This is a genomic window from Methylobacterium sp. Leaf93 (assembly GCF_001422345.1).
Classification (GTDB): domain Bacteria; phylum Pseudomonadota; class Alphaproteobacteria; order Rhizobiales; family Beijerinckiaceae; genus Methylobacterium; species Methylobacterium bullatum.
In genome coordinates this window covers 68,539-92,910 of record NZ_LMMS01000023.1, presented here as the reverse complement: position 1 = coordinate 92,910, position 24,372 = coordinate 68,539, and the positions used below count along the sequence as shown (strand labels likewise).

Here is a 24,372-nt window from a genome sequence, read left to right as displayed (position 1 = left end):
GGAGAGTGCATGGGGCCCGGTCCTCCGCAGGCCGCGCGTCGCAGGCGCGACGCACGCCGCATGGTCCGCCGATGATGGCAGATGCCCGGCCGTGAGACGAGTCCGCGCCCGCCTCGACGGTCAGGCGGTCCTGACCGCCGCCTGGGGCGGGAACAGCATTTCCACCAATGTGCCCTCGTCCTTCCGGCTCTCGATGCGGAAGCTTCCGTGATTGGCCTCCACCAGGGCCTTGGTGAGCGGCAGGCCGAGGCCGGTGCCGGTGCTTCGCCCGTCCGCCCGCCCCTTGGGCGAGGCCGCCACGGCGACCTGCCGGAACGGTTCGAGGGCGGTCTCCACTTCGTCCGGACTCATCCCGATCCCGGTGTCGCGCACCCGGAGGGCGATCTCGCCCCGGTCCGCCAGGGTGGTGGAGACGATGACCTGCCCGCCGGCCTCGGTGAAGGCGATGGCATTGGCGATGATGTTGAGGGCGGCCTGCCGCAACGAGCGCTCGTCGGCGACCAGGGGCGGCAGGTCGTGGGAGAAGCTCGTGCGCAGGACGATCCGGTCGCGCATCGCCTGCGGCTGCAGCATCGCCACGCAATGGGTGACGACGTCGTTGAGGGGGACTTCCTCGAAGGACAGGTCGAGGCGCCCGGCCTCGATCTTGGCGAGGTCGAGCAGATCGTTGACGAGGCTGAGGACGTGGGTGCCTGAGGCGTGGATGTCGCCGAGATAGTCGCGGTAGCGCTCATGGCCGATGGGGCCGAACGGCTCGGCCAGCATCATGTCGGCAAAGCCGAGGATGCCGTTCATCGGCGTCCGGATCTCATGACTGATCCGGGCGAGGAAATCCGATTTGCGCGCGCTGGCATATTCCGCCGCGCGCCGGGCGTTCGACGATTCCGCTTCGACGCTCCTGGTGGCGCGCACGTCCCGGACGGTCATCACCATGCGGCCGTCGTCCCGCCCGGCGAGAGGCGCCACGTGGATCAGCATCGGCAGCATGCCGGCGGCCGCCCGGGCGATGACATCGGGCGCCGGTTGCGACAGAGCCGCCTGTGCCGGGCCGGCGATGCCATGGACGCTGGCGAGCACGGCCACGGCGCTCTCCGGCGCGAACAGGCTGAGAATGCCGGCGCCGACGACCTCGCGCGGGTCGAGACCGAACGTCGCCGCCGCGCTGCGGTTGAGCCCGATGATCCGGGCATTCCGGTCGAGGGTGACGACGCCGTCTTCCAGGCTGTCGAGCACCGCCTGCGCGTCGGCGGCGCGGGCACCGGCGAAGGCGTCGGCGATCTGCATCGCTGCGCGCTCGCGGGCCGGCTCCCCCGCGACCGCATCGCGGACGAGGAGCAGCTGAGCCGGCGCGCCGGTCCAGTCGACTTCGGACGCCTGTATGTCGACGCTCAGGCGGTCACCGGCCCTGGTGGTGAGCAGAGCGGGTGCGCCGTCCGCCGACCGCTCGTGTGGGATGAGCCCTCCGAACAGCCTGTCGAGGCCACCTGACGCGGTGAGGTCGGCGAGATCGGCGAACCCGGCCATGGTCAGCAGGCGGCCATTGGCGAACAGGACGCTGTCGTCGCGATAGATCATCACGCCGCCGGGTAACCGTTCGAGCGTCGCCGCCACGGCGGCGTTCGGGCCTTCCGGAGCCGGTTCGGCATTGCGCGCCATCGCGGAGGGGAACGGGGTCACCGATCCACTGGCCGCGCGTTCGTCATCCGTCGCGACCTGTTCATCGGAGTCTGAATCGCCAGCAAAGCGCGCGCCCAGGGCGCGGGCGATCTCGCGGAACGCCGCATGCTCGTGGCTGGACAGATGAGGGTCCTGGAGCGTCGGCCAACCGGTCTGGGCGTCGGACGGAGGCTCGGTGGCGAACTCGACCAGTTCCGGCGGCGTGTCGGCTTCCGAAACGAGCGACGGCGGGGCCGGGGGGGCATCCGCGTCCACCGCCGGGCTCGCCGCGTCGGCGATGAGACCGGGCGAGGGTTCGGCGACGGGCGGGAGCGCCGCCGCCTCGATTGCCGGACCCCCGGAGGAAACGGGCGACCCGGTGCTCTTGGACAGAGCGGCGACGGGGGCCGTCACCTCGGCTGGATCGGCACCGGTGCCGATGCCGCCTTCCACCTCCGAGACGGGGCGCTCGCTCAAAGATCGATCGGGGGACGCGTCCGCATCGTCCGTGCTCGCCACGACATTCTGTACCGCGGGAGACACCGAAGGGCGGACCATGGCGAAGCCGTTAAATCCCAAGAACTCGTCTCCGGCGCGCCGGGTCGGCGTACCGGAGATGTCGAGATCCATCGCATCCGGCGCCCCGTCCGGCTGCAGGGTGACGGAGATCGCCCGGAAGGTGCGACGCTGGGCGAGGGCGAGCAGGAGCCCCTCCGCGTCGAGGAGCGTACGGGTCTGTGACAGGGCGGACCATGTCCGGCCGAGCATCGCCGGTTTGACCGACGCGGCGGCAGCCCCGGAAATGTCGGTGAGCCTGTCGTCGGCATCGCTGCGCCATACCAGGCGTCCCGTCTGCACCGATGGAGTGTCCTGCGGCGAAGGCACCCCTTCCGCGGCGGGGGACAGACCCGCGAGCGCTGCCGCCTCCTCAGCCTGCGGGAGGGCTGGTTCCACGACGGCTTTCTGCGGCGATGCGCGGTGGTTCGGCAATCGATCGAGAAGCGCCACGATCAGGAGGTTGCGCCCCGACTTGGCCTTCGTCCGCAACACGAGGCACGTCGTGGCCGCTCCGAGACGGCGCGTTTCGAACCGCAGCTTCATGAGCGTCGGCCGATCCAACGGGAGACGGCGTGGGCGAATCTGGTCGCACAGGCGAACTGCATCGACCCGACCCGATTCGTCGGTGCCGATCGCGCGGCCGAGGCCGTCCGCCGCCGTCGAAGCCAGCAGGACTCGCTCCGCTGTCCCGTCCAGCACGAGCCAAACGGCATCCGGGGCGCTCAGGCGAAGCCCGAATCGCGAATCACCACTCCACTGTCTGACGAGATCGCCGAGGTCCGGTTCGGGGCCGGACGTCGGTTCTTCAGCCCCTTTGTCGAACATCCGTACCCGTTTCGCCTGGCATGTCAGTGATTCGCGCCCTTTTTTACCTGCAACACGCCGCCGATATAGACACCAAGCGCTGCCGGTGCGCGTTTACCTTTTGTCATCCTTAATGCCACGCACGAGGGTGGCATAGGGCAGGCGATGTGTTATTGTGCAGCGCACAACAAACGATCAACAAGCAAGTTCAGAGGAGACGGACATGAGCAACACCCCGAACTATGAAGTGCCTGCTGAAATGCGCGATTTTGCCGAAAAGAGCGTCGATCAAGCCCGCAAGGCTTTCGATTCGTTCATCGGTGCGGCCCGTCGCACCGCCGACACGGTCCATGGCTCGGCCGATACGGCCCGCACGAGCGCTCATGACGTTTCTGCTCGCGGGTTCGAGTTCGCCGAGCAGAACGTGAATGCCGCCTTCGACCTCGCCCAGAAGCTGGTTCGCTCGCGCGATCTGCAGGAAGCCATGCAGCATCAGGCCGAGTTCGTTCGCAGCCAGTTCGCTGCGATCCAGGCCCAGGCCAAGGAGTTCGGCGGCCTGGCGCAGAGCGCCATGCAGCAGGGTGCCGAGAAGGCCAAGGCCGCTATGCAGGAGACTGCCGAGAACACCCGCAAGGCGATGGAACAGGGTACGGAAGCCGCTCGCAAGGCCGGCGCCGATGCCGAGCAGGCCATTCGCAACGCCAATTCCTGATAGTTTCGAGATGCGACGGATCTGATCCGTCCGACGATAGAGGCCCGCCCCGCCTGCACGGTGAGGCGGGCCTCGCTGTTTTTCGGAAGACGAGCTCGATGATCCGGCTCGATATTCGGTTGTTGACGGTCCCGGCCAAGCTGTCTTAGTCACGTTTCGCCGCGCCAAGCGCGTGCCGTAAGCGTCTGACGTCAAGCAACGCATTTTCCGATCCGTCATCCGGTCGGTGTCAGTGCTGCCCCGGATTACGGTCCAGACGTCGGGTTATCATGGACCACCTGCAATCGTTCCGTCTCCGCGGATGCCTGCCGCCGAGCAGTCAGTGGCTACTCATGCATCTGGTGCTCTCGGTGCTGATGACGCTCGTCGTCTCGGCGATTTCCACCTACAAGACCTTGGGGGCCGACGCGGCTTTCCTCGACCATTGGCCGCCGGCCTGGGCTTTGTCCTGGGTGGTGGCGTTCCCGACGCTTCTCCTGGCCCTGCCCCTGGTCCGCCGGATCGTCGAGTTTCTGTTTAGATCAGGCTGACGCGCGACCGCCCCGGCCTACAAACATCAGATGTCCTGAAGGACGATCCGAGCATAGACAGCGAGAGCTGAGGCAGGTTTTCACGCGAGCCGGCACGGCATAAGAAACTCCCGCATCGCTCCCGAGGCCATGCCCGGTGCGGTGCGGTGCGGGAGACTTGCTACCAAGCTTAGAGACTAAACCTAGGATTGCCGGGCAGCGAAGATCGGGAGGAAGGGGGATCGATGGCCATCAAGCCGGGTGATTACGTGGGGTCGGACGACAACGAGGCGACTATGACCGTCGTCGAGATTGTGGACGACAAGGCCCTGTGCCGCTGGTTTGTGGATGGCGACGTCGACGGCGACGAACTGGAAGCGTGGCTGCCGATCGCCTCCCTCACGGTTCTTTGAAAGGCGCGCAATCGCGGGTGCCGTAGTCCCGTCGGCGATGGCAGTGAACGACGTGCGACACGGCGCTTGCACCGCGGCGAGCGGTCTCATAACCCTGGCGCCCCGCCCGGATTTCGGGCTCGTCGAAGAGGGCGATCCTCCATGCGACCTACTTTTTCGCGCTCCGCCCAGCGTTTCGGCCTGTTGGGCCTCACTCTGGCCGGTGTGCTCTCCGCTGGCGCCGCCAGCGCGCAATACGATGACGAAGGCTATTACCGTCCGCCGCCGCGCCGTGACTACTACGACGATCGCGGCCCCCCGCCCCGCCGGGCCGTGGGCCTGAACTGCGATGCGGTTCAATCGGGCATCACCGGACCGCAGCCTTATTCCTGTCCCTTGCCGGGGCCACGTCCGCTCGGCGCCCGCTGTTTCTGCGACATGCCAATCGCGTCCTTCAGCGCACCTCAGACGGCAGTGGGGCGAGTCGTCCCGTAAGGGTCGAGCCGACGACGAAGAGCGCCGCGCCATCCTGCGATGACGCGGCGTTGTATTTTGAACCGGGTGTCGTTCAGTTGAGAACGACGACCTTGGCGCCGACCTTCACACGCTCGTAGAGATCGGTGACGTCATCGTTGGTCATACGGATGCAGCCCGAGGAAACGGCCTGACCGATCGTGTCGGGCTCGTTCGAGCCGTGGATCCGGTACTCGGTGTTGCCGATATACATGGCACGGGCGCCGAGCGGGTTCTCGACACCACCGGCCATGTAGCGCGGCAGGTCGGGGCGACGCGCGATCATCGCAGCCGGGGGAGTCCACGACGGCCACTCGCGCTTGGCGGTGACGGTCTTGGTGCCCGACCAAGTGAAGCCCGGGCGGCCGACACCGACGCCATAGCGGATGGCTTCGCCGTTCGGCAGGACGAAGTAGAGACGCCGCTCGGCGGTCGAGACGACGATGGTTCCCGGCTTGTATGCGCCGTTGAAGCCGACGATCTCGCGCGGAATCGGCGCGACCTGGGCCTGGGGAGCGGCCTGAGCGCCCTGGCCGACGGTGCCCTGATAGCCATAGGGATCGTAGGAGGGCTGAGCGTACTCGGTCTCGGGGTAGTAATCGTCGCCACCCGTTCCGAACGGATCGTAGGAGGAGGCGGCGAGGACGGGGGTGGAAGCGAGGATGCAAGCACCCATGATGCCTGCAAGAGCGGTCGCCAACGTCTTCATGGTCGGATGCCTTGGCTGTACGGTAACCTTTGCTATACAAGCGTAAGCGTAGGCCGGTGGTTCCACCCCCCGATGCAGATTTCACATCTCGTTAACGTGAGCTTCCAAAATCAGTACACCTCGTCGGTATGCACGTCGAAGCGGGCGAGGTGCGAGTATCCGAAGTTGGTGGTGATCGCGACGTCGGTGGCGTCGCGACCCCGCGCCATGACGATGCGGCCGATGCGCGGCGTGTTGTGGCGGGCGTCGAACGTGTACCAGCGCCCGTCGAGATAGACTTCGAACCAAGCCGAGAAATCCATCGGGTCGGGGACGGGCGGTATGCCGATATCGCCGAGATAGCCGGTGCAGTAGCGCGCGGGAATGTTCATGCAGCGGCAGAAGGCGACGGCGAGATGCGCGAAATCGCGGCACACACCTTGTCGCTGCATGAAGCCGTCCCATGCGGTGCGGGTGGCGTCGGCGAGCATGTAGTCGAAGCGGATGCGGTCATGGACGTAGTCGCAGATCGCCTGGACCCGTGACCAGCCCGGCATCGTCCCGCCGAACAACGACCATGCGGTCTCCGAGAGCTTGTCGGTGTCGCAGTAGCGGCTGCCAAGAAGGTAGACCAGCACGTCGCTCGGCAGGTTCTGGACGTCGATCTGCTGCGCGTAGGGAGCGTATTCGTCCGGCATTCCCGTGTCATAGACGGTGAAGTCGGCCGAGATGTCGAGTCGCCCCACCGGCGTAACGATGCGGGTGCAGATGTTGTCGTAGACGTCCCGGTATTCCTGGAAGGGGATGGGCGGATTGAAGCTGATGACGTGCGGGGTCATCACATCCGGCATGCGTGACGGGTGCACGCTCAGTTCGAGGATCATGGGCGTCGGCTGAACCGATTCGAAGGCGATGTCGAACCCAGTCCTAATCTTCATCGTAATGGCCCCATGTCTGTAAAAGTCTGGTCTGAACCCGGTCGCCGTCCGACGACAGGGGTGTGATCGTTGTCAACGCACGAGGATCGGATCCGGTGTGCGCTGCTCGATGGAACCCGGTTCGACTTCGTCGACCTCGACACTTACCGACATGCCGAGATCGTCCGCGGGAAACCCGAAGAAGGAGCCATGCAACGGCACTGCCTGGCGCGGGTCGCGCGCGACGGCGACGCGGATGAGGTCGCGGTTGCCGACGATGCCGTTGGTGGGGTCGAACTCGATCCAGCCCGCGCCTGGCAGGTAGACCTGCACCCAGGCATGGGTCGAGCCGCCGCCCACATGACGGTTGCGGTCCCCGCGCGGGTTGTAGAGGTAGCCGGAGACGAAGCGGGCGGCCATTCCGAGGGCACGCACGGCCTCGATCATCAGCACCGCGAAATCGCGGCAGCTTCCGCGTTTGAGGCGCAGGGTGGTGACGGGATCCTGAACGCCCTTTTCCGAGCGGGCGAGATAAGCGAAATTGCGTCGGACATGGCGCGTCATGTCGGCCAGTAATTCCTGCGTGCCGATTCGGCCGGCGGGTGGGACGAAGCTGCGCGCCCAAGCATCGACCTCGTTCTTCGGGTCGCGATGCTCGCGCTCGATGGAACGGCTGAGATCGGGCATGTCGTCTGCGCCGTAGCCGAAGGGGTAGAAGGCCGCGTGCGGCGCGATGGGGAATTCAGGCGCCAGTTCAGGCGTGTGGTCGAGGGTGATCGAGCAATCGAAGATGAGGGACGAGGCCCGCCCCTGAAAGGTGGCCACCGCGACGCAATTGCCGAACACGTCGTGAAGCCAGCGCAGGGACGAGGGCTCCGGCGTGATCTTCAACGTCGCGGCGAGCAGGCGCTGGTCGTAGCTGTCGCGAGGCCGGAACATGATTCGGTGCTCGCCCAACCCGACGGGCTGGCGGTAGCGGTACGTGGTGATGTGTCGGACGGACAGTATCGGCACGTTCACGGGCTCCGCGGCACCGGTCGGTACCACTCTCTTGGATCGACGCAATGCAAGAGGTGCGCCCAACTCCGTGGCGGAGCATGATTCCATCGCCACGCCTGCGCAGCATTGTCCTGGATATCATCGCCGGGGCAATGGTCGGTGAGCCTGTTCGGCAGTGATGTTTTCGGATGAAGGAACGTGCGGCCCGACCCGATGTCTCGGTGCGGCGCCGACTATCAGGGTACGGCCGGCGGAGGATTGCTTGTGGCGTGCTCGGCCTCCACCAGAACGTCCTGCGGTCGCCATGGTTTAGGGATGAACACCACTCGCTCGGGTAACGCGTCCGGTCGCGGGGCGCGCCGGCCGGAGGTGACGACCATCCGGGCCGTGGGCCACAGCATGGCTACGGCCCGTGCCAGCTGAAGGCCGTCCATGACACCGGAGAGCTGGATATCGGCAAAGACGAGAGCGACGTCTCCACCCCGGTCCCGCATCACGGCGAGGGCCTCTTCCGCCGAGTTGCAGCCAATCGTGTCAAGTTCGGTCTCATCGAGAAGGGCGACCGCCAGACCTTGCGTCGACGCGTCGTCTTCCACCACCAAAGCGAGGCGACCGGACTTGCGCACCGGTGCGGAGACGACGGGCTCCGGCTCGGACGCTGCGTCAGGCGAGGGAACCTGACGAACGAGGGCCGCCAGATTCTCGGGAATGCCCTCGGCGATCAGGTCGTCGTAGAAAGAAGCGAGCGCTTCACCGATCTGATCCAGGGCGAGGCTGGGCGCGAGCGTATCGTGACCGGAGCGCTTGGCGGGAGCGGCCTTGAACGGCGTGGGGGACCGATCCTTCAACGGGCCTTTTGGATCGAGCACGTCATCCCTCCGACTTTCGTAATCCGCCCCCGCACGACCTGCGCGACTGCAAGCTCAACGTCGGGAGTTCGGCGTCAGTTGCCCCAATGGACAACAAGAGGGGCCGGCATGCAGCGAACGCGGCCGTAAGGCGCGTGATCCGTGCCGGCGACGGACAGCATGAAGATGGAAATCGGTCTCGCGCGCCTATTCGGCCGAAGCGTCGGCGTATGCCATCACGCCTGAGAGCGAGCGGACATCGCGGTAGCGGGCGCCGCGGGTGCTCATCATGGTCTCGAACTTCTCGTGAACCTCGGCCACCGACAGGCTTGCGGCCTTGCGACGGCCGCGCTGCGCCGCGAAGAAGATGGTGCGGTTGGCGCGTGCCGGGCCGGGCAGCATCTGTGCCGCGGCGGATTTCGGCTTGTCGACCACGCTGGCGAGGAATTCCTCGGCATCGTCCGGCCCGAGGAAGTGGGCAAGGTAGACCTCGCCAAGGGTGAGTTCGCGGCCGATGCGCAGGGAGATTCGCGCCGCATCGCGCTTGAGCATCTCGCCCGCCATCAGGGCAGCGAGGTAGGGATCGCGACGCAATTCGAGGATGCGGGTCCGCTCGGCGGCATCGGCGACGCTCGGCTTGCCATTGTCGCCGGAGACCACGAGGGCCGCTTCCTGCGTCAGCCCGTATTTCGGTCCGAAATCGCGGACAACGCCGAGCCAGGTCCGTTCGATGAACTGGAACAGGCCGGTGGCCGAGGAGGTCTTGGCCTGCACTTCGGTGATGAAGCTCGATTCCTTGTCGGCCACCGCCATCAGCAGGACAGGGTCGGTCTGGACGGCCTGGGCCGCGCGGACGATCTTCTGCACGAGGTGGCGCCGGATCTTCATCGGCCCGAATTCGAGGATGTCGTTCGGGTCGCCGACGGCGCTCTCGGTAAGCAGATAATCGTAAGACACCCGATCGACCGCATTGGAGCCGATCTCGGTGTCGAGGTCGTGGACGGCAGCGAAGGCCGAGGACGCCGTGAGCACGGTGGGCGCCGCATCGAGGACCGCCGGTACCGACGATTGAATTCTGGGCTTGGGCATCGACAGTTCGGTCATCGCCTGAGCCGACTGCACCACGGCGCCGAAGCCGCTGGTGCCGGTGCCGTTGAGGACGACGGCGCTGAGGCCGCCGGCGACCAACATCATCGCGATAACGGAGCGCGTGAGCGCGGGGCGGCTGCCATGATCGCGGCCGACTCGAGTCTTGAGGGTCAGAGCATCGGACGATGTCGCAACGTCACCGCCAGCGCCGAAGCGGCGCGAGGGAGGGGAAATTCGTGATGATCCGACCTTCTGAACCCGCATCTGATCGACTCGTCTCCGTGTGGTGGCGCACATCGGCATTTACGAGGACAGTTGTGGCGACAAAACGGCTAGGCTTGTGCTCATCCCGTGGCGTCGATGGCCGCTTTGAGGCAGCTTGGCCGTAAGTCGAGGCGACGGCTGCGCTATCGCACGCTCGGCGGACCCGCTCCGTGCAGATCGGACGCTTTCGGCATCACCGAGCCTAGAATTTTGATAAGGAATTTGAGTTTCGGCCGTCGGACCTCACGGCAGTCCGGACCTCAAAAGCATCGCATCGGCTCCGCATCGCGAACCCGTGCCCGATGTCTTGCCAGGCGCCGTCATACGCGCCCGTAAAGATCGAATGGTACCACTGCCCCGGCTCGAACGGGGGACCTCTTGATCCACAATCAAGCGCTCTAACCAACTGAGCTACAGCGGCACTCGGGCTGCGATGTATCCTGAGGCCGCCGGCATTTCAAGCGCCCGCGGCGCAGGGAATGCAGAATGGGGAAAACTCATTGTCGCGCGGTGGCGGACTCGCACCGGAAACCGGTCGACGCTTCCGGCCTTTGCCCCCTAAGGTGGCGGCTGTTTCCCACTCCTTTCGTTTCACTCTTTCCCATCGGTCGATGAAGCCAAGAAGCGTGCCGCGCCGTGGATTTCCCGCCGGCCAGATGCTGGTTCACGTGCCGGGCCGATTGCGTGCCCTGGTGCGCGGCAGCGAGTTCGGCCTCGTGATCCTGGCCGCCTGCGTTGGAACCATGGCCGGGATCGCGGTCTCGGCCATGAGCCTCACGACGCAGGGCCTGCGGGAAATTCTCTATCGCCTGCCGCACGGCGCGCGCCTCAGCGCATCGACGGACGTGGATCCGCTCCTCATCCTGTTCGGCCCGGCCGTCGGCGGCCTCGTTCTCGGCCTCATCGCTTTCGGGCTCGCGCGTTGGCGCGGCGGCCCGCAACGGCCCATCGTCGATCCCATCGAGGCCAATGCCCTGCATGGGGGGCGGCTCTCGGTGAAGGGTTCCGTCGCCGTGGCGGCCCAGAACGTGATCTCGAACGGCAGCGGTGCCTCGGTCGGCCTCGAGGCCGGCTTCACCCAGATCTGCGCCAGCCTCGCCTCCCGTCTCGGCGTTGCCTTCGAGATGCGACGCTCCGATCTACGGACCCTGGTGGGCTGCGGGTCGGCCGCTGCCATCGCCGCCGCCTTCGGCGCGCCGCTTACGGGGGCGTTCTATGCGTTCGAACTCATCATCGGCACCTATTCTATTGCCACACTAACACCGGTCGTGGTGGCGGCCCTGTGCGGCAGCCTCGTGGCCAAGGCGCTCGTGACACAAAGCCCCCTCGTCACCGCCAACGGGTTCGAGGCCCTGACGACCAGGGCGATCACGGGCATCGACACCCTGCCGAGCCTCGCCCTCGGTCTTGCCTGCGCCGGGCTCGGCATTCTTATCATGCGCGGCGTCACTCTGGTGGAGCAGGGTGTGCGGGCGACCCGTCTGCCGTCCTCCCTCGCGCCGGCCTTCGGCGGTCTCTGCGTCGGCGCCCTGGCTCTCGCGGTCTCGCCGCAGATCCTTTCCGGCGGTCATGGCGCGCTTCATCTCCACCTCGATGTCGACATGCCCGCCATGGGGATCGGTGCCCTTGCGCTGCTGTTCGTGGCCAAGGCTTCGGCCTCGGCGATCTCCATCGGATCGGGCTTTCGCGGCGGGCTGTTCTTCGCTTCCCTCTTCCTCGGCGCCCTGGCGGGAAAGCTTTTCGCCGCGTTGATGGCCGAGACGATCCCCGGCCTGTCCGGCCTTCACGGATTGTCCGGTCTGGAGAGCCTCACAATGTTCGGCCTCACGCCGCTCGCCTATGCGGTGATCGGCATGAGCGCGCTGGCGGTGGCCGTCATCGGCGGCCCATTGACGATGACGTTCCTCGCCCTCGAACTCACCGGCAGCTTTCCCATAACCGGCCTCGTCCTCGTGGCCGTGATCGCCTCGTCGATGACCGTGCGGAAGACTTTCGGCTATTCCTTCGCCACCTGGCGCTTCCACCTTCGCGGCGAAAGCATCCGCAGCGCGCACGATATCGGCTGGATCAGGTCGCTCACCGTGGGGGCGTTGATGCGCCGCGAGGTCGAAACCACGCCGGTCGACATGACGCTGCGCGCATTCCTGAAAGCCCATCCCCTCGGCTCGCCCTCGCGCGTGGTGCTGGTCGATGGGGAAGGGCGCTATGCGGGGATCGTGCTGGTGCCCGAAGCTCATGCCCTCGCTGCCGTCGATGGCGAGGCCGCTCTCGCCGAGGCCATGCGCTATGCCGACGTGTTCCTTACCGCCGACATGAACGCCAAGCAGGCGGCCGCTGCCTTCGATGGTGCCGAGAGCGAGGCGTTGGCGGTGGTGGACGATCCGGCCTCGCTCCGGGTGGTCGGCCTACTCACCGAGAGCCACACGCTCAAGCGCTACAGCGAGGAACTCGATCGGCAGCGGCGGGCGATCATGGGCGAGGCCGGATAAGCACCGGACGCTTCGCGATCTTCCGTGCCGGACCCGGGAGTTGGTTCCGCCATCGCCCCATCCGCCCGGGACGGGGCGGATGGGGTTGGTCGTGTCAGGCCGGCATCACCCGGCGCGACTTGCGCATCAGCGCCTCTTCCACGGTACCGTCTCCGTCGAGATAGCCGTGGCGCTTGGGGTTCGGCATGATCAGCGAGCCGATGAAGGCGATGGCGAGCATCGCGGTCACGTACCAGAAGAAGCTGCTCTCGGAGCCGATCTGCTTCAGATACAGGGCCACCATCTCCGCTGTGCCACCGAAGATGGAGTTCGCGACCGCGTAGGAGAGGCCGACGCCGAGCGCGCGGACCTGGGTCGGGAACAGTTCGGCTTTCACGATGCCGCTGATGCCGGTGTAGAAACTGATCACCGTGAGGCCGATCATGATCAGGCCGAACGAGAGGTACGGGTTGGTCGTGGCGCCGATGGCGGTCATCAGCGGCACCACCATCAACGTGCCGAGCCCGCTATAGAGCAGCATGTTGGTCTTGCGGCCGATCCGGTCCGACAACCAGCCGAAGAAGGGCTGGATCACCATGTAGACGAGAAGCGCCGCCGTGGAGATCTGCGAGGCGGTGATCTTGTCGATATGCGCCGTGTTGAAGAGATATTTCGGCATGTAGGTGGTGAAGGTGTAGAAGCTTAAGGATCCGCCGGCGGTGTAGGCGAGCACCACGCAGAACGCCCGCCAATGCTTGAACAGGGCGGAAAACGTACCGGATTCCTTCGAGGCCATGTCCTCTTTCGTGGCGGTTTCCGCGAGCGACGAGCGCAGGAACAGGGCGACCACAGCCGCCATCGCGCCGATGAAGAACGGGATACGCCAGCCCCAGGCCGTGAGCTGCTGGGCGGTGAGGACGCTCTGCAGGATGATCAGCACCAGCGAGGCGAGGAGCTGGCCGCCGATCAGGGTCACGTACTGGAACGAAGCGAAGAACCCGCGTTGACCCTTCAGGGCGACCTCGCTCATGTAAGTGGCGCTGGTGCCGTACTCGCCGCCCACGGACAGGCCCTGGATCATGCGAGCGAGGAGCAGCAGGGCGGGAGCCCAGTGTCCTACGCTGGCATAGGTCGGCAACACGGCGATCATCAGCGATCCGCCGCACATCATCAGCACCGAGATCATCATCGAGGTCTTGCGGCCGAGACGGTCGGCGATGCGGCCGAACAACCAGCCGCCGATGGGGCGCATGAAGAACCCGACGGCGAATACGGCGGCGGATTTCAGGAGTTGGCTGGTATCGTCACCCTCGGGGAAGAAGACCGGCGCGAAGTAGAGTGCGAAGAAGGCGTAGCAATAAAAATCGAACCATTCGACGAGGTTGCCCGACGACGAGCCGACGATGGCGAAGATGCGGCGACGGCGATCTTCCGGATCGTCGGGCCGCGAAGGATCGATCGCGATGGCGTCGGACATGTGGACTCCCAGACTTCGAGCAGGACCTTCGGAACAGGTCTCTTAGGCGGCGACGTTAAGCACCGGTCCGCGATTCACAAGGGCCTAAGCGCGGCTTTTCTACAGCGCACTGGAAATGTCAGCCGTTCTTCGCGCTGGGGCGGTTGGCTGTTCAGAGCCAAAGGATAGGCGAGCGTACCCGTTCAATGAAAAGCCCATCAATCAAGCTTGAGCGTGATCGAGCGTCGCGGCCTCCATGATGAGAGGCGTCATGTTCCAAAAAATGAGGAACGGTTTTGCCGGTCTTTCTGTTTCGGCTTCGCATCGGCGCCTGTCGGCGTCTGAGTTCCACATGAGAATGGACTGATCGACATGAGTAAGCTCTTGCGGAGTACAATGACGGCTGCCGTTCTGGTCGTCGGTGCGGCGGCTGCTTTCGCCCAAGGTGGGCCTGGAGCCGGCAGCGGTGGCGGCGCTGGCGGCGGCGCGGCAGGAGCCGGTGCGCCGGGTGGTGGCGGCGCGGGTGGTGCGGGATCGGCCGGTGGCGCCGGAATGCGTGGCGGCGGTGGCGCCGGGGCGGACCGTGGCGGAGCAGCGGGCGGTTCGGAGCGTGGCGGTTCCCCGGGGGACCGTGGCGGTCCGGCGGGCGAGCGTGGCGGAGCAGCCGGGATGGAACGGGGCGGTGGTGACCGGAACGGCCGCATGGAGCAGGGCGAACGCCCGGGTGCCGGCGGAAGGACGGATGCCGGCCGGTCCGATCGTGACGGCAAGGTAGACCGTGACGGCAAGGTAGACCGTGACGGCAAGGTAGACCGTGACGGAAAGGCCGAACGCGATGACAAGCCGGACCGGGGCGAGCGCATGGAGCGAGGCGGCAAGGCCGATCGCGACATGAAGGACGGCAAGGCGGACCGTGGCGAGCGGATGGACCGCGAGAGGGGTGATCGCGGGGACAGGGGCGGGCGTGGAGATCGAGGCGGACGAGGCGACAGTAGCGCTGTGCGCGGAGCCTATGGCCGGCTTGGTGCTCCGCAGCGGACGGAGTTTCGCCAGAGCGTGCTGCGTCGCGGCATTCCGCGCCTCGCCGCCGGTGCCTTCGCCCTGACGGTGGGAACCGCCATCGCTCGCAACTACACCCTGTACGACCTCCCGCCGGATATCGTTCGGATCGTGCCGGAATACGAGGATTACCGCTACGTCCTCGTGGATGACGACATCGTCATCGTCGATCCCGATACCTACGAGATCGTGGACGTCATTCGCGGCTGATCTCGGATCGGCGGTTTTTCCGAGAGGGGAGCCGCCGCAGGGCGAAGCATCTTCCTTTGTCGTCCGTAGCCGCGATGCCGGCCATAGCGATACTGGTGCTCAACAGCCGCGACGTGATGATGCGAAAGTAAGTCCATAGGCTCCGGATCGGTTGTCATCACTGATCCGGAGCCTCTACGTTTCCGCTTCTCCACCGATCTGTCGCTCGTGGCGAAAGGCATGTCGCTCCGCCGCCGGCACCGCTTGGTCATTCGGGCCCTCGACGTGTCGTAGGTTCCCAAGCGCAGAAACGCGCGGTGCCTTTCCGGACCACGTAGCTCGGGCAAAGCCGCCCTGCACGGTGCCCCTCAGCGGCCGCCTCGATCCAGCATCCGCGAGACCACCCTGGCGGTGTAATCCACCATCGGAACGATCCGTGCGTAGTTGAGCCTGGTCGGACCGATCACGCCGACGACACCGACGATCTTCTGCGAACCGTCCCGGAACGGCGCCGCGATCATCGAGGAGCCCGAGAGCGAGAACAGCTTGTTCTCCGAGCCGATGAAGATGCGGACGCCCTCGCCGCCCTCGGCGCGGGAGAGGAGTTCGATGACGTCCTTCTGCGTCTCGAGATCATTGAACAGCAGGCGGATCCGTTCGAGATCCTCCACCGCGCGCAGGTCGTCGAGCAGGTTCGCCTGGCCGCGTACGATCAGTTGGCGCGCCTCTGACGGCCCGACCGTGGTGGCGAGGCCGGCATCGACCAGCCGCTCGGTGATGACGTCAAGTTCGCGCTTCATCGCCTCGCGGCCAGCCTCGATCTCCGCTCTCAGGCCTCCAAGGGTCCGTCCCTGCAGGCGGGCATTGAGGTAGTTCGAGGCCTCCTGCAGGGCGCCCGCCGGAAGGCCGGGCGGCAGGTCGAGGAGGCGGTTCTCCACCGAGCCGTCATCGGAGACGAGGACGACGAGGGCGCGGGCGGGATCGAGCCGCACGAACTCGATGTGCTTGAGATGGACGTTGCTCTTGGTCGTGACGACCACGCCCGCCCCTCGCGAAATGCCCGACAGCATCGACGAGGCCTCGGCGAGGGCGCTCTCGAAGGTGTGGCCCGAGGCGGCGGCGCGCATCTGCGCCTCGATCCGCTCCTGCTCCTCGCGGCCGACATCGCCGATCTCCAACATGGCGTCGACGAAGAAGCGCAGGCCGAGTTCGGTCGGCAGGCGTCCAGCCGAGGTGTGGGGCGCGAAGATGAGCCCGGAATGCTCGAGATCCGCCATGACGTTGCGGATCGAGGCCGGGGACAGGGCCATCGGCAGGATCCGCGCGAGGTTGCGCGACCCCACCGGTTCGCCGGTCGTGAGATAGCTTTCGACGATCTGCCGGAAGATCTCACGTGTCCGCTCGTTCAGGGCCGAGAGGGCCTGAAGTTGCTGCGACGAGGAATAGGGATGTGCGCGTTCGGTCACTGGGTGTTTCCTGACCGCCGATTGTGTCCGGCCCGGAGCCCGGGCACAACCTTTACCGGTGAGGCATAGCCGCCCTGTCGTCTGCTAATCCGTTTGCCGCCCGAACGGAACGGCCTTTGCGTTGCGTCGCCGCCCTCGCGAGCCTGCTCGCCGTGGCCGGCGGGTCTGGGTGACGGACCCGCCGCTCCCGTCCGTTCGGAGGAACACGCCGCCGTGCCTAACCTCGACACCGTCGTCAAAGAGATCGCCGAGGAGATGGCGGACAGGCCGGACCGGGGGGAGGTCGCTACATACATACCGGAACTCGCCCGGGTCGATCCGAAGGCGTTCGGTCTCGTCGTCATCGACGCGGACGGCAATGTGGCGGCGGGAGGCGACAGCGACACGCCGTTCTCGATCCAGAGCATCTCGAAAGTCTTCACCCTTACGCTGGCACTCGGCATGGCCGGCGACCGACTCTGGCGCCGGGTGGGACGCGAGCCCTCGGGCAGCCCCTTCAACTCCATCGTCCAGTTGGAGCGTGAGCGCGGCATTCCGCGCAATCCCTTCATCAATGCCGGTGCCATCGCGGTCACCGACGTGATCCTGTCGGGCCATCAGCCGAGGGAGGCCCTCGGCGAGATCCTGCGTTTCATGCAGTTCCTCGCGCAGGATCCTACGATCATCATCGACGAGGCGGTGGCGGCCTCGGAGCTGCGCACGGGCTTTCGCAACATCGCGCTCGCCAACTACATGAAATCCTTCGGTGTTCTCGACAATCCAGTGGATTTTACCCTCGGCGTCTATTTTCACCACTGCGCCATCGCCATGTCGTGCCGGCAACTCGCCAACGCCACCCGTTTCTTGGCGCATTCCGGGCGCAACCCGATGACCGGTTATTCCGTGGTCTCGGCTGAGCGAGCCCGGCGTATCAATGCGGTGATGCTCACCTGCGGTCACTATGACGGCTCGGGTGAGTTCGCGTATCGGGTCGGTCTGCCGGGCAAGAGCGGAGTCGGTGGCGGAATCATCGCCGTGGCACCGGAGAAGGCGTCGATCGCGGTCTGGTCGCCGGGCCTCGACGCATCCGGCAATTCCCATCTTGGCCGGATCGCTCTCGAACAGCTGACCAAGCGCCTCGGCTGGTCGATCTTCGGCGCCTGATCGCACTCGCCCGGGCGCTTTCCCGGTGCTCAGCCCTCTACCGCGTCCGCGGCCTTTCTCTTCAACTCAGCGAGGTAGTCCCGCAGGAGCCCGACGCGTTTCGGCCGAAAACTCGCGCCCGTGAATTCGGCAGCGGCGATCCGATCCTCGACGAGTGAGTCCAGCGCTGCATGGCCCGTCCCAGAGCGGCTTTCGCCAAGGAGTTCGACGTCCTGCACCCGCTGGAATGAGCGGTCTCAGCAGGTCACTCCATCTCCGCATGGGTGACACGCGGCGGTTCTGAACTGATGCTTCGGCAATCGTCAGCGCAGTGTCGATAGCAGGCATATTGCCTAAAAAGACGCCATTCGGCTCATGAAACAGTCATGGAGGATGGAAATCGCCACGGCGCCGAGCGGCGCCGTGGCGGATGTCGTGTTAGGCTGCTGCTTTCGCTTCCTCGGAGGTCGGAACCGAGGCGACGGTCTTCAGGATCTGCGAAGCGATCTGGTAGGGGTCCCCCTGGCTGTTGGGACGGCGGTCTTCCAGATAGCCCTTGTACTCATTGTTGACGAAGCTGTGCGGCACGCGGATCGAGGCGCCACGATCGGCGATGCCATAGCTGAACTGGTCGATTGCAGCGGTCTCGTGCTTGCCGGTCAGACGCATGTGGTTGTCCGGGCCGTAGACGGCGATGTGGTCGTCCAGGTTCTCCTTGAACGCTGCCATGAGCGCCTCGAAGTAGGCTTTGCCGCCCACCGTGCGGAGGTGCTCCGTCGAGAAGTTGGCGTGCATGCCCGAGCCGTTCCAATCGGTCGCACCGAGCGGCTTGCAATGGTATTCGATGTCGATCTCGTACTTCTCGCACAGGCGCTGAAGGATGTAGCGGGCGACCCACATCTCGTCGGCGGCCTTCTTGGAGCCCTTGCCGAAGATCTGGAACTCCCACTGGCCCTTTGCCACCTCGGCGTTGATGCCCTCGTGGTTGATGCCGGCGTCCAGGCACAGGTCCAGGTGCTCTTCGACGATCTTGCGTGCGATCGAGCCGACTTCCTTGTAGCCGACGCCGCAGTAGTACGGGCCCTGGGGGGCCGGGTAGCCGCTGGCGGGGAAGCCGAGGGGACGACCGTCCTTGTAGAAGAAATACTCCTGCTCGAAGCCGAACCAGGCGCCGTCGTCGTCGAGGATCGTGGCGCGCTTGTTGGAGGCATGCGGCGTCACGCCGTCCGGCATCATCACTTCGCACATCACCAGCACGCCGTTCTTGCGCGTGCTGTCGGGGAAGTGGCGCACGGGCTTGAGCATGCAGTCGGAGCTCCCGCCCTCGGCCTGCATCGTCGAGCTGCCGTCGAAGCCCCAAAGCGGAAGCTGCTCAAGGGTCGGGAAGCCGTCGAATTCCTTGATCTGGGTCTTGCCACGCAGGTTCGGCACCGGCGTGTATCCGTCGAGCCATAGATACTCGAGCTTATATTTCGTCATTTCGAGCCTCTCGTCCCTCAAGCGATCCGACGGCCGGGTCTCCCCCCCACATCGTTCGCGGCCGTTCGTAGCCGGAATCGCCGCTAGCATAACGTGTGCCATGGTCGTGGGGCGAGGTGCTATCGACGGTGGGATCCGGCCGCAACGAGGCGGACCCTTTACTCACAGGGATAGAGAATCCTTCGCGCGGGAATGTTTCTGCCTACCGAATAGGCGCCCCTAAATGGGCATCCAGGAAGTGCTCGAGCGAATGCTCATATTCTGTTCGCCGTCAGTGCCTTGCCCATTTGCTTAGCAAGCGACGACGCAGTGTGGTCGTGTGGCTAGGAACATCGTCCGATGGAAGCGCGCCTTCTGCTTAATCCCGAAACAAAAAATATAAATTCGATCCAGAGCATGCTGCCTTTCCAGGCGACCACGCGTTCCATCGCATCCGCACCAAACCGGTCGGCGATACGAGTAACTCACGGAACGGAGTCCGTCCTGATGAAGAACCCAACCCTGTCCGCCATGGCGAAGACCCTCGCCATCGTGGTCGCCCTGGTGGGCGCGATGATCCTCGGCACTCCGCGCGGCGCCCAAGCCGCACCGATGGCGGTAGCCAGCGAGGTCGCCGGCTCTGTCAATGTGGCCGCCACGCAGGTCCAGTACGGCGGCGGTCACTGGCGCCATCACGGCCGGCATCATCGCCGTCACTTCGGTCACCATCGCGGTCGCCATTTCGGCCATCACTACGGCCGTCGCTTCGGCCACCACCACCATCACCGCCGTTTCGGTCATCATCATCGTCGCCACTACCGCTACTGAGGCGTGAGTTCGGGGCGCGTCCCATGGGCGCGTCCCTCTCCTTCCTGGCCGCGCTTGCCGGTGAACCAGCCGGGGCCTAAGAGCCCGGACGATCAATCCGGAACTCGACCAAGGAGAGTGCCCATGCGGCCCTCGAAGCGCGCGAACGACGAACTGCGCAACGTCACCCTGGAGCGCGCCGTCGCCCGCTATGCCGAGGGTTCCTGCCTCGTCACCTTCGGCCAGACGAAAGTCCTCTGCACAGCGTCCCTCGAAGAACGCGGCCCGCCATGGCTGCGCGGCTCGGGCAAGGGCTGGGTCACCGCCGAGTATTCCATGCTCCCTCGCGCAACCCACGAGCGCACTCGCCGCGAGGTGAATTCCGGTAAGCCCTCCGGTCGGACGCAGGAGATTCAACGGCTGATCGGCCGCTCGCTCCGTGCCGTCACCAATCTTCCCGCCATCGGCGAGCGTCAGATCACCGTGGATTGCGATGTGATCCAGGCGGATGGTGGCACCCGCACCGCCGCCATTACGGGTGCCTGGATCGCCCTGCACGATTGTTTCACCTGGATGCGTGGGCGTTCCATCATCTCGGTCGACCCCCTGCGCGAGCATGTCGCCGCGATTTCCTGCGGCATCTACAAGGGCACCCCGGTGCTCGATCTCGAATACGCGGAGGATTCGGCCGCCGAGACCGATGCGAATTTCGTCATGACCGGCTCCGGCGGCCTTGTGGAGGTGCAGGGCACCGCCGAGGGCAAGCCCTTCTCGGAGGCCGAACTCATCGAATTGCTGCGGCTAGCCCGTGGCGGCGTCGAGCAACTCGTCACCCTTCAGAAGCAGGCGATCGCATGAGCGAGCTGCGCATTCTCACAGGGCGGGTCGTCATCGCCACCCATAATCCCGGCAAGCTCGTGGAGATGCGCGAGCTATTGGCGCCGTTCGGCGTGGAGGCCGTCTCCGCCGGCGAGCTCGGTCTGCCGGAGCCCGATGAGACCGGGACGATGTTCTCCGAGAACGCGGCGATCAAGGCCGTCGCCGCAGCCCAGGCCTCGGGCTTGCCGGCCTTCGCCGACGATTCCGGCCTTTGCGTCAATGCTCTCGATGGCGCACCCGGCCTGTTCTCCGCCCGCTGGGCCGGTCCCGACAAGGACTTCTCCGGCGCCATGGCCCGCATCGCGGCCGAACTCGACAAGCGCGGAGCCACAACCCGGCGAGCTCACTTCGTCTCTGCCCTCGTCATCGCCTGGCCCGATGGCCACATCGAGATATTCGAGGGTCGCGTGTTCGGTGAACTCGTGGAGCCGCGCGGCGCGCAGGGCTTCGGCTACGACCCGATGTTCTTGCCGGACGGCTACGACCGCACCTTCGGCGAGATCTCCTCGGAGGAAAAGCACGGCGTCGACTGGCAGAGCGGGAACGCCCTGTCGCACCGCGCCCGCGCGTTCGTGCTCCTGGCCGAGAGCTGCCTGCGTCGGCCCGGCTGAACGGGCGGGAGAGCTTCTTGACTTCTCACCTCGGCCGCGTGCCGAGGTGAGGCGTTAGCCGTGGATCGTCCCGGCACCATTGCCAAAATCCCCAACCGCGCGCACATCCGCCCAATGACCGATCGTTCAGGCCCGGACCACCCGACCCGCGACGCCGGGTTCGGTGTCTATGTCCATTGGCCCTTCTGCGCCTCGAAGTGCCCTTATTGCGACTTCAACAGCCATGTCCGCCATACACCCGTGGATGAGGGACGTTTCCTCTCTGCGTTCCGGGCCGAGATCGCCAATATGGCGGCGCGGATCCCGGGTCGGACCGTGTCGAGCATCTTCCTGGGAGGCGGCACCCCCTCGCTGATGCAGCCGAGCACCGTCGCGGGGTTGCTCGAGGCCATCGACGATGCCTGGGGCGCGGCGCCCGACATCGAGGTGACGCTGGAAGCCAACCCGACCAGCGTCGAGGCCGGCCGTTTTCGCGGTTATCGGGCCGCCGGAGTGAACCGCGTTTCCCTCGGGGTCCAGGCCATGGACGACGCCTCCCTGAAGGCCCTCGGGCGGCTTCACACGGCTGCAGAGGCGATGGCGGCGGTGGAGATGGCCGCCGCGCATTTCGAGCGCTACTCCTTCGATCTCATCTATGCGCGGCCGAACCAGAGCGCGTCCGCCTGGCGTGACGAGTTGAAGGAGGCTATCGCCAGGGCGGCCGAGCACCTGTCGCTCTATCAACTGACCATCGAGCCAGGGACGCCGTTCTTTGGCCTTCACGCCGCCGGCAAGCTCGTCCCACCGGACAACGACATGGCGAGAGCGCTCTACGACGTGACGCAGGAGGTTTGTGACGCGGCCGGCCTCTCCTCCTACGAGATTTCCAACCATTCCCGCCCCGGCGCGCAGTCGCGACACAACCTTCTGTACTGGCGCTATGGCGAATATGCCGGCATCGGTCCCGGCGCGCATGGCCGGCTGGTGACCGGCGAAGGGCGGATCGGCACCGTCACCGAACGGGCGCCGGAGGCATGGCTCGCCCGGGTCGAGCGCGACGGCCACGGCGTCATCGAGACTGAAAGCCTTTCTGCAGCAGACCAGGGCGACGAGTTCCTGATGATGGGCCTGCGTCTGAGGGAGGGCGTCGATCCGGCCCGTTATGCGATGCTCAAGGGTCGCCCCCTCGATCCGGTCCGGGTCGAGGCCCTGATCGGCGATGGGCTCGTCGCCCGTCTGGACGGAGGCCGTATCGCCGCAACCCCGCGCGGTGCGCCGGTTCTGAACGCGGTGGTGGCGGAACTCGCCGCCTGATGCCGGAGCGCCGGCCATGACCGCGTCGGTCGTCGCCCTCGTGCTCGTCGCGGCCTTCCTCCACGCCGCCTGGAACACATTACTGCGTGGCGGCACGGACCGGCTCTGGTCGATGAGCGTGATGAACCTCGCCGTCGGCGGGCTCGGCCTCGCGGGACTGTTCGCATTCGGCCTGCCGAACCTGTCGAGCTGGCCCTACGCGGTGGCCTCCTCCACATCGTCTAAAACGCTCTGCTGCCGGTGACCGATCGCAGGGGCGATCTCGGCCAGACCTAGCCGATCGCCTGGGGTTCATCACCGGCCATGGTCGCCCTCCATGCAGCCTTCATCGGCGACACCTGATGTGCAAACTGGATCACATGCCGGAGGGGCCGAGCGTGCGCGGGGCCGGGCTGACGATGGTTGGTGCGCCGCTACGGATCTCGTAGATGGCCAGCGCCCTGTCGCTCAACCCCTCCGGGCGGAAGCGGAATGTGCCGTCGATCCCAGAGAAGCCTGCCTGCGTTGTCAGGGTGACGTCGGCAAAGCGCTGCGATCCGTACTGCCGTGTCAGCGCCGCCATGAGCGAGACGGCGTCGTAGGCCAACGTCGCCACGCGTGGTGGCACGGAGCCGAAACGCGCCTGATAACGCTGCGAGAAACCGTTGAACCCATTGGCATTCGCTGCTGCGAACCAGCCGCCCTGCAGGGCGGGGAGGGCAAAGATGCGTGGGTCGTTCCACACCGCCGTGCCGATGGGTTTGACCCGGCCGGGAGAAAACCCCGCCTTGGTGAGCGCGGGTGCGACGACGGCCAAGCCCTCCGGGCTTTCCGGCAGGAACAGGGCATCGGCCTGGGCGCCGGGACCGTTGATGAGGCCGGCGAGGCGCGAGATCGCGGGGGCGGGCGCGCCCGGCACGTAGCGCTCGATTCCCACAAGGCGGGCGCCCTTCCTCGCCACCGCCTCGCGGAACTGCGCCTCCACGGCATTGCCGTAGCTGCTCTCGGGGATCAGCGCGGCAAAGGAGCGGCGTCCGGCCGCTACCGCCTCGTCGACCACGCGGTCCACCTCGGCCTGCGGCAGGAAGCTGAGAAGATAGACGCTGCGCGCCGCGACGCTCGCATCGGTGGAAAAGGCGATGATCGGCTTGCCGGCCCCACGCGTGACCCCCGCCGCCGCCTGGACATTGGCCGCGAAAAGCGGTCCGAGCACCAGCTCGGCGCCCTCGGCGAGGGCGGCCTGGGCCGCCTCGCGCGCGCCATCGGGCGAGCCGCGATCGTCCTTCACCAGGATCTGCAGGTCGGGCTTCTGGAAATCCTCCACGGCGAGTTCTGCGGCATTGCGCAGAGCCGCGCCGACTGCCGAACCCGGACCGGAAAGGGGCAGGATGAGAGCGATCTTCACCGACCCGGTGCCGATCTTCGTTGCACCCAATGACGCCGCCTGCGGGTCGGCCGCGGAGGCCATGTCCGGGTTAGGCGCGGCTTTCGTGGCGCGCGGGCCGCCATCGGGGCCGCCGATGCAGCCGCCAAGCCCCCCGACGAGCATGAGGATCGCGGCGGCCCTTGCCCAACCGACCGTGGCGGGACCGTGGCCCCTTGCAAGGCTTTTCCCCATTGCACGGTACTCCCCGTC

Annotated in this window: 23 protein-coding genes and 1 tRNA gene; 13 read left to right on the top strand and 11 right to left on the bottom strand. The window is 66.1% G+C overall.

Features of this window, described 5'->3' with window-relative positions:
* Nucleotides 1-120: 120 nt before the first annotated feature.
* Nucleotides 121-2,757: an ATP-binding protein gene (locus ASF26_RS12205; protein WP_162240226.1), complete on the bottom strand. Its 2,637-nt coding sequence runs from the start codon at nt 2,755-2,757 to the stop codon at nt 121-123.
* A 484-nt stretch (nt 2,758-3,241) separates the two neighbouring features.
* Here ASF26_RS12205 and ASF26_RS12200 point away from each other — a divergent pair, with 484 nt between their 5' ends.
* The 4 genes from ASF26_RS12200 to ASF26_RS22080 all read left to right on the top strand — a co-directional run bounded on the left by ASF26_RS12200 (nt 3,242) and on the right by ASF26_RS22080 (nt 5,126).
* Complete coding sequence (locus ASF26_RS12200) at nt 3,242-3,730, top strand: phasin (RefSeq protein WP_026176167.1); 489 nt, start codon at nt 3,242-3,244, stop codon at nt 3,728-3,730.
* 269 nt (nt 3,731-3,999) lie between these two features.
* Nucleotides 4,000-4,260 (top strand): DUF2798 domain-containing protein, encoded by a 261-nt coding sequence (locus ASF26_RS12195; RefSeq protein WP_056254102.1) that lies wholly within the window; start codon nt 4,000-4,002, stop codon nt 4,258-4,260.
* A gap of 224 nt (nt 4,261-4,484) precedes the next feature.
* Nucleotides 4,485-4,652, top strand: a complete 168-nt coding sequence (locus tag ASF26_RS23145) for a hypothetical protein (RefSeq protein WP_200925921.1) — start codon at nt 4,485-4,487, stop codon at nt 4,650-4,652.
* A 141-nt stretch (nt 4,653-4,793) separates the two neighbouring features.
* A complete protein-coding gene (locus ASF26_RS22080; RefSeq protein WP_156462979.1) occupies nt 4,794-5,126 on the top strand; it encodes a hypothetical protein in 333 nt (110 codons plus the stop codon).
* Nucleotides 5,127-5,199: 73 nt separating this feature from the next.
* Here ASF26_RS22080 and ASF26_RS12190 read toward each other — a convergent pair whose 3' ends face one another.
* The 6 genes from ASF26_RS12190 to ASF26_RS12165 all read right to left on the bottom strand — a co-directional run bounded on the left by ASF26_RS12190 (nt 5,200) and on the right by ASF26_RS12165 (nt 10,370).
* The gene (locus ASF26_RS12190; RefSeq protein ID WP_026176166.1) at nt 5,200-5,853 is read right to left on the bottom strand and encodes a L,D-transpeptidase; all 654 of its coding nucleotides are present in this window, start codon (nt 5,851-5,853) and stop codon (nt 5,200-5,202) included.
* A 110-nt stretch (nt 5,854-5,963) separates the two neighbouring features.
* Complete coding sequence (locus ASF26_RS12185) at nt 5,964-6,770, bottom strand: transglutaminase family protein (RefSeq protein WP_018045137.1); 807 nt, start codon at nt 6,768-6,770, stop codon at nt 5,964-5,966.
* 72 nt (nt 6,771-6,842) lie between these two features.
* Entirely contained in the window at nt 6,843-7,763 is a 921-nt protein-coding gene (locus ASF26_RS12180) for a transglutaminase family protein (protein ID WP_056254845.1), read from the bottom strand.
* Between the two features lie 221 nt (nt 7,764-7,984).
* Nucleotides 7,985-8,596, bottom strand: coding sequence for a response regulator (locus ASF26_RS12175; protein ID WP_200925931.1), 612 nt, complete (start codon nt 8,594-8,596; stop codon nt 7,985-7,987).
* A gap of 207 nt (nt 8,597-8,803) precedes the next feature.
* Nucleotides 8,804-9,949 carry a transglycosylase SLT domain-containing protein gene (locus ASF26_RS12170; RefSeq protein ID WP_056254094.1) on the bottom strand — a complete coding sequence of 382 codons (1,146 nt, stop codon included), beginning with the start codon at nt 9,947-9,949 and terminating at the stop codon, nt 8,804-8,806.
* A 344-nt stretch (nt 9,950-10,293) separates the two neighbouring features.
* A tRNA-His gene (locus ASF26_RS12165) sits at nt 10,294-10,370 on the bottom strand.
* A 235-nt stretch (nt 10,371-10,605) separates the two neighbouring features.
* Here ASF26_RS12165 and ASF26_RS12160 point away from each other — a divergent pair.
* Nucleotides 10,606-12,438 (top strand): chloride channel protein, encoded by a 1,833-nt coding sequence (locus ASF26_RS12160; RefSeq protein WP_056254091.1) that lies wholly within the window; start codon nt 10,606-10,608, stop codon nt 12,436-12,438.
* 94 nt (nt 12,439-12,532) lie between these two features.
* Here the strand turns inward: ASF26_RS12160 and ASF26_RS12155 are convergent, their stop codons facing one another.
* Entirely contained in the window at nt 12,533-13,894 is a 1,362-nt protein-coding gene (locus ASF26_RS12155) for an MFS family transporter (protein ID WP_056254089.1), read from the bottom strand.
* Between the two features lie 400 nt (nt 13,895-14,294).
* Between ASF26_RS12155 and ASF26_RS23750 the strand changes: the two genes are divergently transcribed.
* Both ASF26_RS23750 and ASF26_RS23745 read left to right on the top strand, forming a co-directional pair.
* Nucleotides 14,295-14,648, top strand: coding sequence for a hypothetical protein (locus tag ASF26_RS23750; protein ID WP_348271087.1), 354 nt, complete (start codon nt 14,295-14,297; stop codon nt 14,646-14,648).
* On the top strand, nt 14,576-15,142 hold the full coding sequence (locus tag ASF26_RS23745) for a DUF1236 domain-containing protein (RefSeq protein ID WP_348271086.1): 567 nt from the start codon (nt 14,576-14,578) through the stop codon (nt 15,140-15,142). Before ASF26_RS23750 ends, ASF26_RS23745 begins: the two co-directional genes overlap by 73 nt.
* 347 nt (nt 15,143-15,489) lie before the next feature.
* Here ASF26_RS23745 and hrcA read toward each other — a convergent pair whose 3' ends face one another.
* Nucleotides 15,490-16,587 (bottom strand): heat-inducible transcriptional repressor HrcA, encoded by a 1,098-nt coding sequence (gene hrcA / locus ASF26_RS12145; RefSeq protein ID WP_056140363.1) that lies wholly within the window; start codon nt 16,585-16,587, stop codon nt 15,490-15,492.
* A 213-nt stretch (nt 16,588-16,800) separates the two neighbouring features.
* Between hrcA and ASF26_RS12140 the strand changes: the two genes are divergently transcribed.
* Nucleotides 16,801-17,730 (top strand): glutaminase, encoded by a 930-nt coding sequence (locus ASF26_RS12140; RefSeq protein ID WP_056254084.1) that lies wholly within the window; start codon nt 16,801-16,803, stop codon nt 17,728-17,730.
* Nucleotides 17,731-18,147: 417 nt separating this feature from the next.
* Here ASF26_RS12140 and ASF26_RS12130 read toward each other — a convergent pair whose 3' ends face one another.
* Nucleotides 18,148-19,188, bottom strand: coding sequence for a glutamine synthetase beta-grasp domain-containing protein (locus ASF26_RS12130; RefSeq protein WP_018045125.1), 1,041 nt, complete (start codon nt 19,186-19,188; stop codon nt 18,148-18,150).
* 486 nt (nt 19,189-19,674) lie between these two features.
* Between ASF26_RS12130 and ASF26_RS12125 the strand changes: the two genes are divergently transcribed.
* The 5 genes from ASF26_RS12125 to ASF26_RS12105 all read left to right on the top strand — a co-directional run bounded on the left by ASF26_RS12125 (nt 19,675) and on the right by ASF26_RS12105 (nt 23,001).
* Entirely contained in the window at nt 19,675-19,995 is a 321-nt protein-coding gene (locus ASF26_RS12125) for a hypothetical protein (protein WP_056254079.1), read from the top strand.
* A 123-nt stretch (nt 19,996-20,118) separates the two neighbouring features.
* Nucleotides 20,119-20,832, top strand: coding sequence for a ribonuclease PH (rph, locus tag ASF26_RS12120; protein WP_056254076.1), 714 nt, complete (start codon nt 20,119-20,121; stop codon nt 20,830-20,832).
* The gene (gene rdgB / locus ASF26_RS12115; protein WP_056254073.1) at nt 20,829-21,464 is read left to right on the top strand and encodes an RdgB/HAM1 family non-canonical purine NTP pyrophosphatase; all 636 of its coding nucleotides are present in this window, start codon (nt 20,829-20,831) and stop codon (nt 21,462-21,464) included. Before rph ends, rdgB begins: the two co-directional genes overlap by 4 nt.
* Before the next feature lie 114 nt (nt 21,465-21,578).
* Nucleotides 21,579-22,757, top strand: coding sequence for a radical SAM family heme chaperone HemW (gene hemW / locus ASF26_RS12110; protein WP_056254072.1), 1,179 nt, complete (start codon nt 21,579-21,581; stop codon nt 22,755-22,757).
* Between the two features lie 16 nt (nt 22,758-22,773).
* Nucleotides 22,774-23,001 (top strand): hypothetical protein, encoded by a 228-nt coding sequence (locus tag ASF26_RS12105; RefSeq protein ID WP_056254069.1) that lies wholly within the window; start codon nt 22,774-22,776, stop codon nt 22,999-23,001.
* A 111-nt stretch (nt 23,002-23,112) separates the two neighbouring features.
* On the opposite strand, the gene ASF26_RS12100 is transcribed toward ASF26_RS12105, so the two are convergent.
* Nucleotides 23,113-24,354 (bottom strand): penicillin-binding protein activator, encoded by a 1,242-nt coding sequence (locus ASF26_RS12100; RefSeq protein WP_056254063.1) that lies wholly within the window; start codon nt 24,352-24,354, stop codon nt 23,113-23,115.
* Nucleotides 24,355-24,372: the final 18 nt, after the last annotated feature.

Coding starts and splice junctions, on each gene's coding strand:
- rdgB (WP_056254073.1), top strand. CDS start 20,829: ATGAGCGAGCTGCGCATTCTCACAGGGCGGGTCGTCATCGCCACCCAT.
- rph (WP_056254076.1), top strand. CDS start 20,119: ATGCGGCCCTCGAAGCGCGCGAACGACGAACTGCGCAACGTCACCCTG.
- ASF26_RS12125 (WP_056254079.1), top strand. CDS start 19,675: ATGAAGAACCCAACCCTGTCCGCCATGGCGAAGACCCTCGCCATCGTG.
- ASF26_RS12130 (WP_018045125.1), bottom strand. CDS start 19,188: ATGACGAAATATAAGCTCGAGTATCTATGGCTCGACGGATACACGCCG.
- hemW (WP_056254072.1), top strand. CDS start 21,579: ATGACCGATCGTTCAGGCCCGGACCACCCGACCCGCGACGCCGGGTTC.
- ASF26_RS12170 (WP_056254094.1), bottom strand. CDS start 9,949: ATGCGGGTTCAGAAGGTCGGATCATCACGAATTTCCCCTCCCTCGCGC.
- ASF26_RS12160 (WP_056254091.1), top strand. CDS start 10,606: ATGCTGGTTCACGTGCCGGGCCGATTGCGTGCCCTGGTGCGCGGCAGC.
- ASF26_RS12190 (WP_026176166.1), bottom strand. CDS start 5,853: ATGAAGACGTTGGCGACCGCTCTTGCAGGCATCATGGGTGCTTGCATC.
- ASF26_RS12155 (WP_056254089.1), bottom strand. CDS start 13,894: ATGTCCGACGCCATCGCGATCGATCCTTCGCGGCCCGACGATCCGGAA.
- ASF26_RS12100 (WP_056254063.1), bottom strand. CDS start 24,354: ATGGGGAAAAGCCTTGCAAGGGGCCACGGTCCCGCCACGGTCGGTTGG.
- ASF26_RS12205 (WP_162240226.1), bottom strand. CDS start 2,757: ATGAAGCTGCGGTTCGAAACGCGCCGTCTCGGAGCGGCCACGACGTGC.
- ASF26_RS12195 (WP_056254102.1), top strand. CDS start 4,000: ATGGACCACCTGCAATCGTTCCGTCTCCGCGGATGCCTGCCGCCGAGC.
- ASF26_RS23745 (WP_348271086.1), top strand. CDS start 14,576: ATGGAGCAGGGCGAACGCCCGGGTGCCGGCGGAAGGACGGATGCCGGC.
- ASF26_RS12105 (WP_056254069.1), top strand. CDS start 22,774: ATGACCGCGTCGGTCGTCGCCCTCGTGCTCGTCGCGGCCTTCCTCCAC.
- ASF26_RS23145 (WP_200925921.1), top strand. CDS start 4,485: ATGGCCATCAAGCCGGGTGATTACGTGGGGTCGGACGACAACGAGGCG.
- ASF26_RS12185 (WP_018045137.1), bottom strand. CDS start 6,770: ATGAAGATTAGGACTGGGTTCGACATCGCCTTCGAATCGGTTCAGCCG.
- ASF26_RS22080 (WP_156462979.1), top strand. CDS start 4,794: ATGCGACCTACTTTTTCGCGCTCCGCCCAGCGTTTCGGCCTGTTGGGC.
- ASF26_RS12200 (WP_026176167.1), top strand. CDS start 3,242: ATGAGCAACACCCCGAACTATGAAGTGCCTGCTGAAATGCGCGATTTT.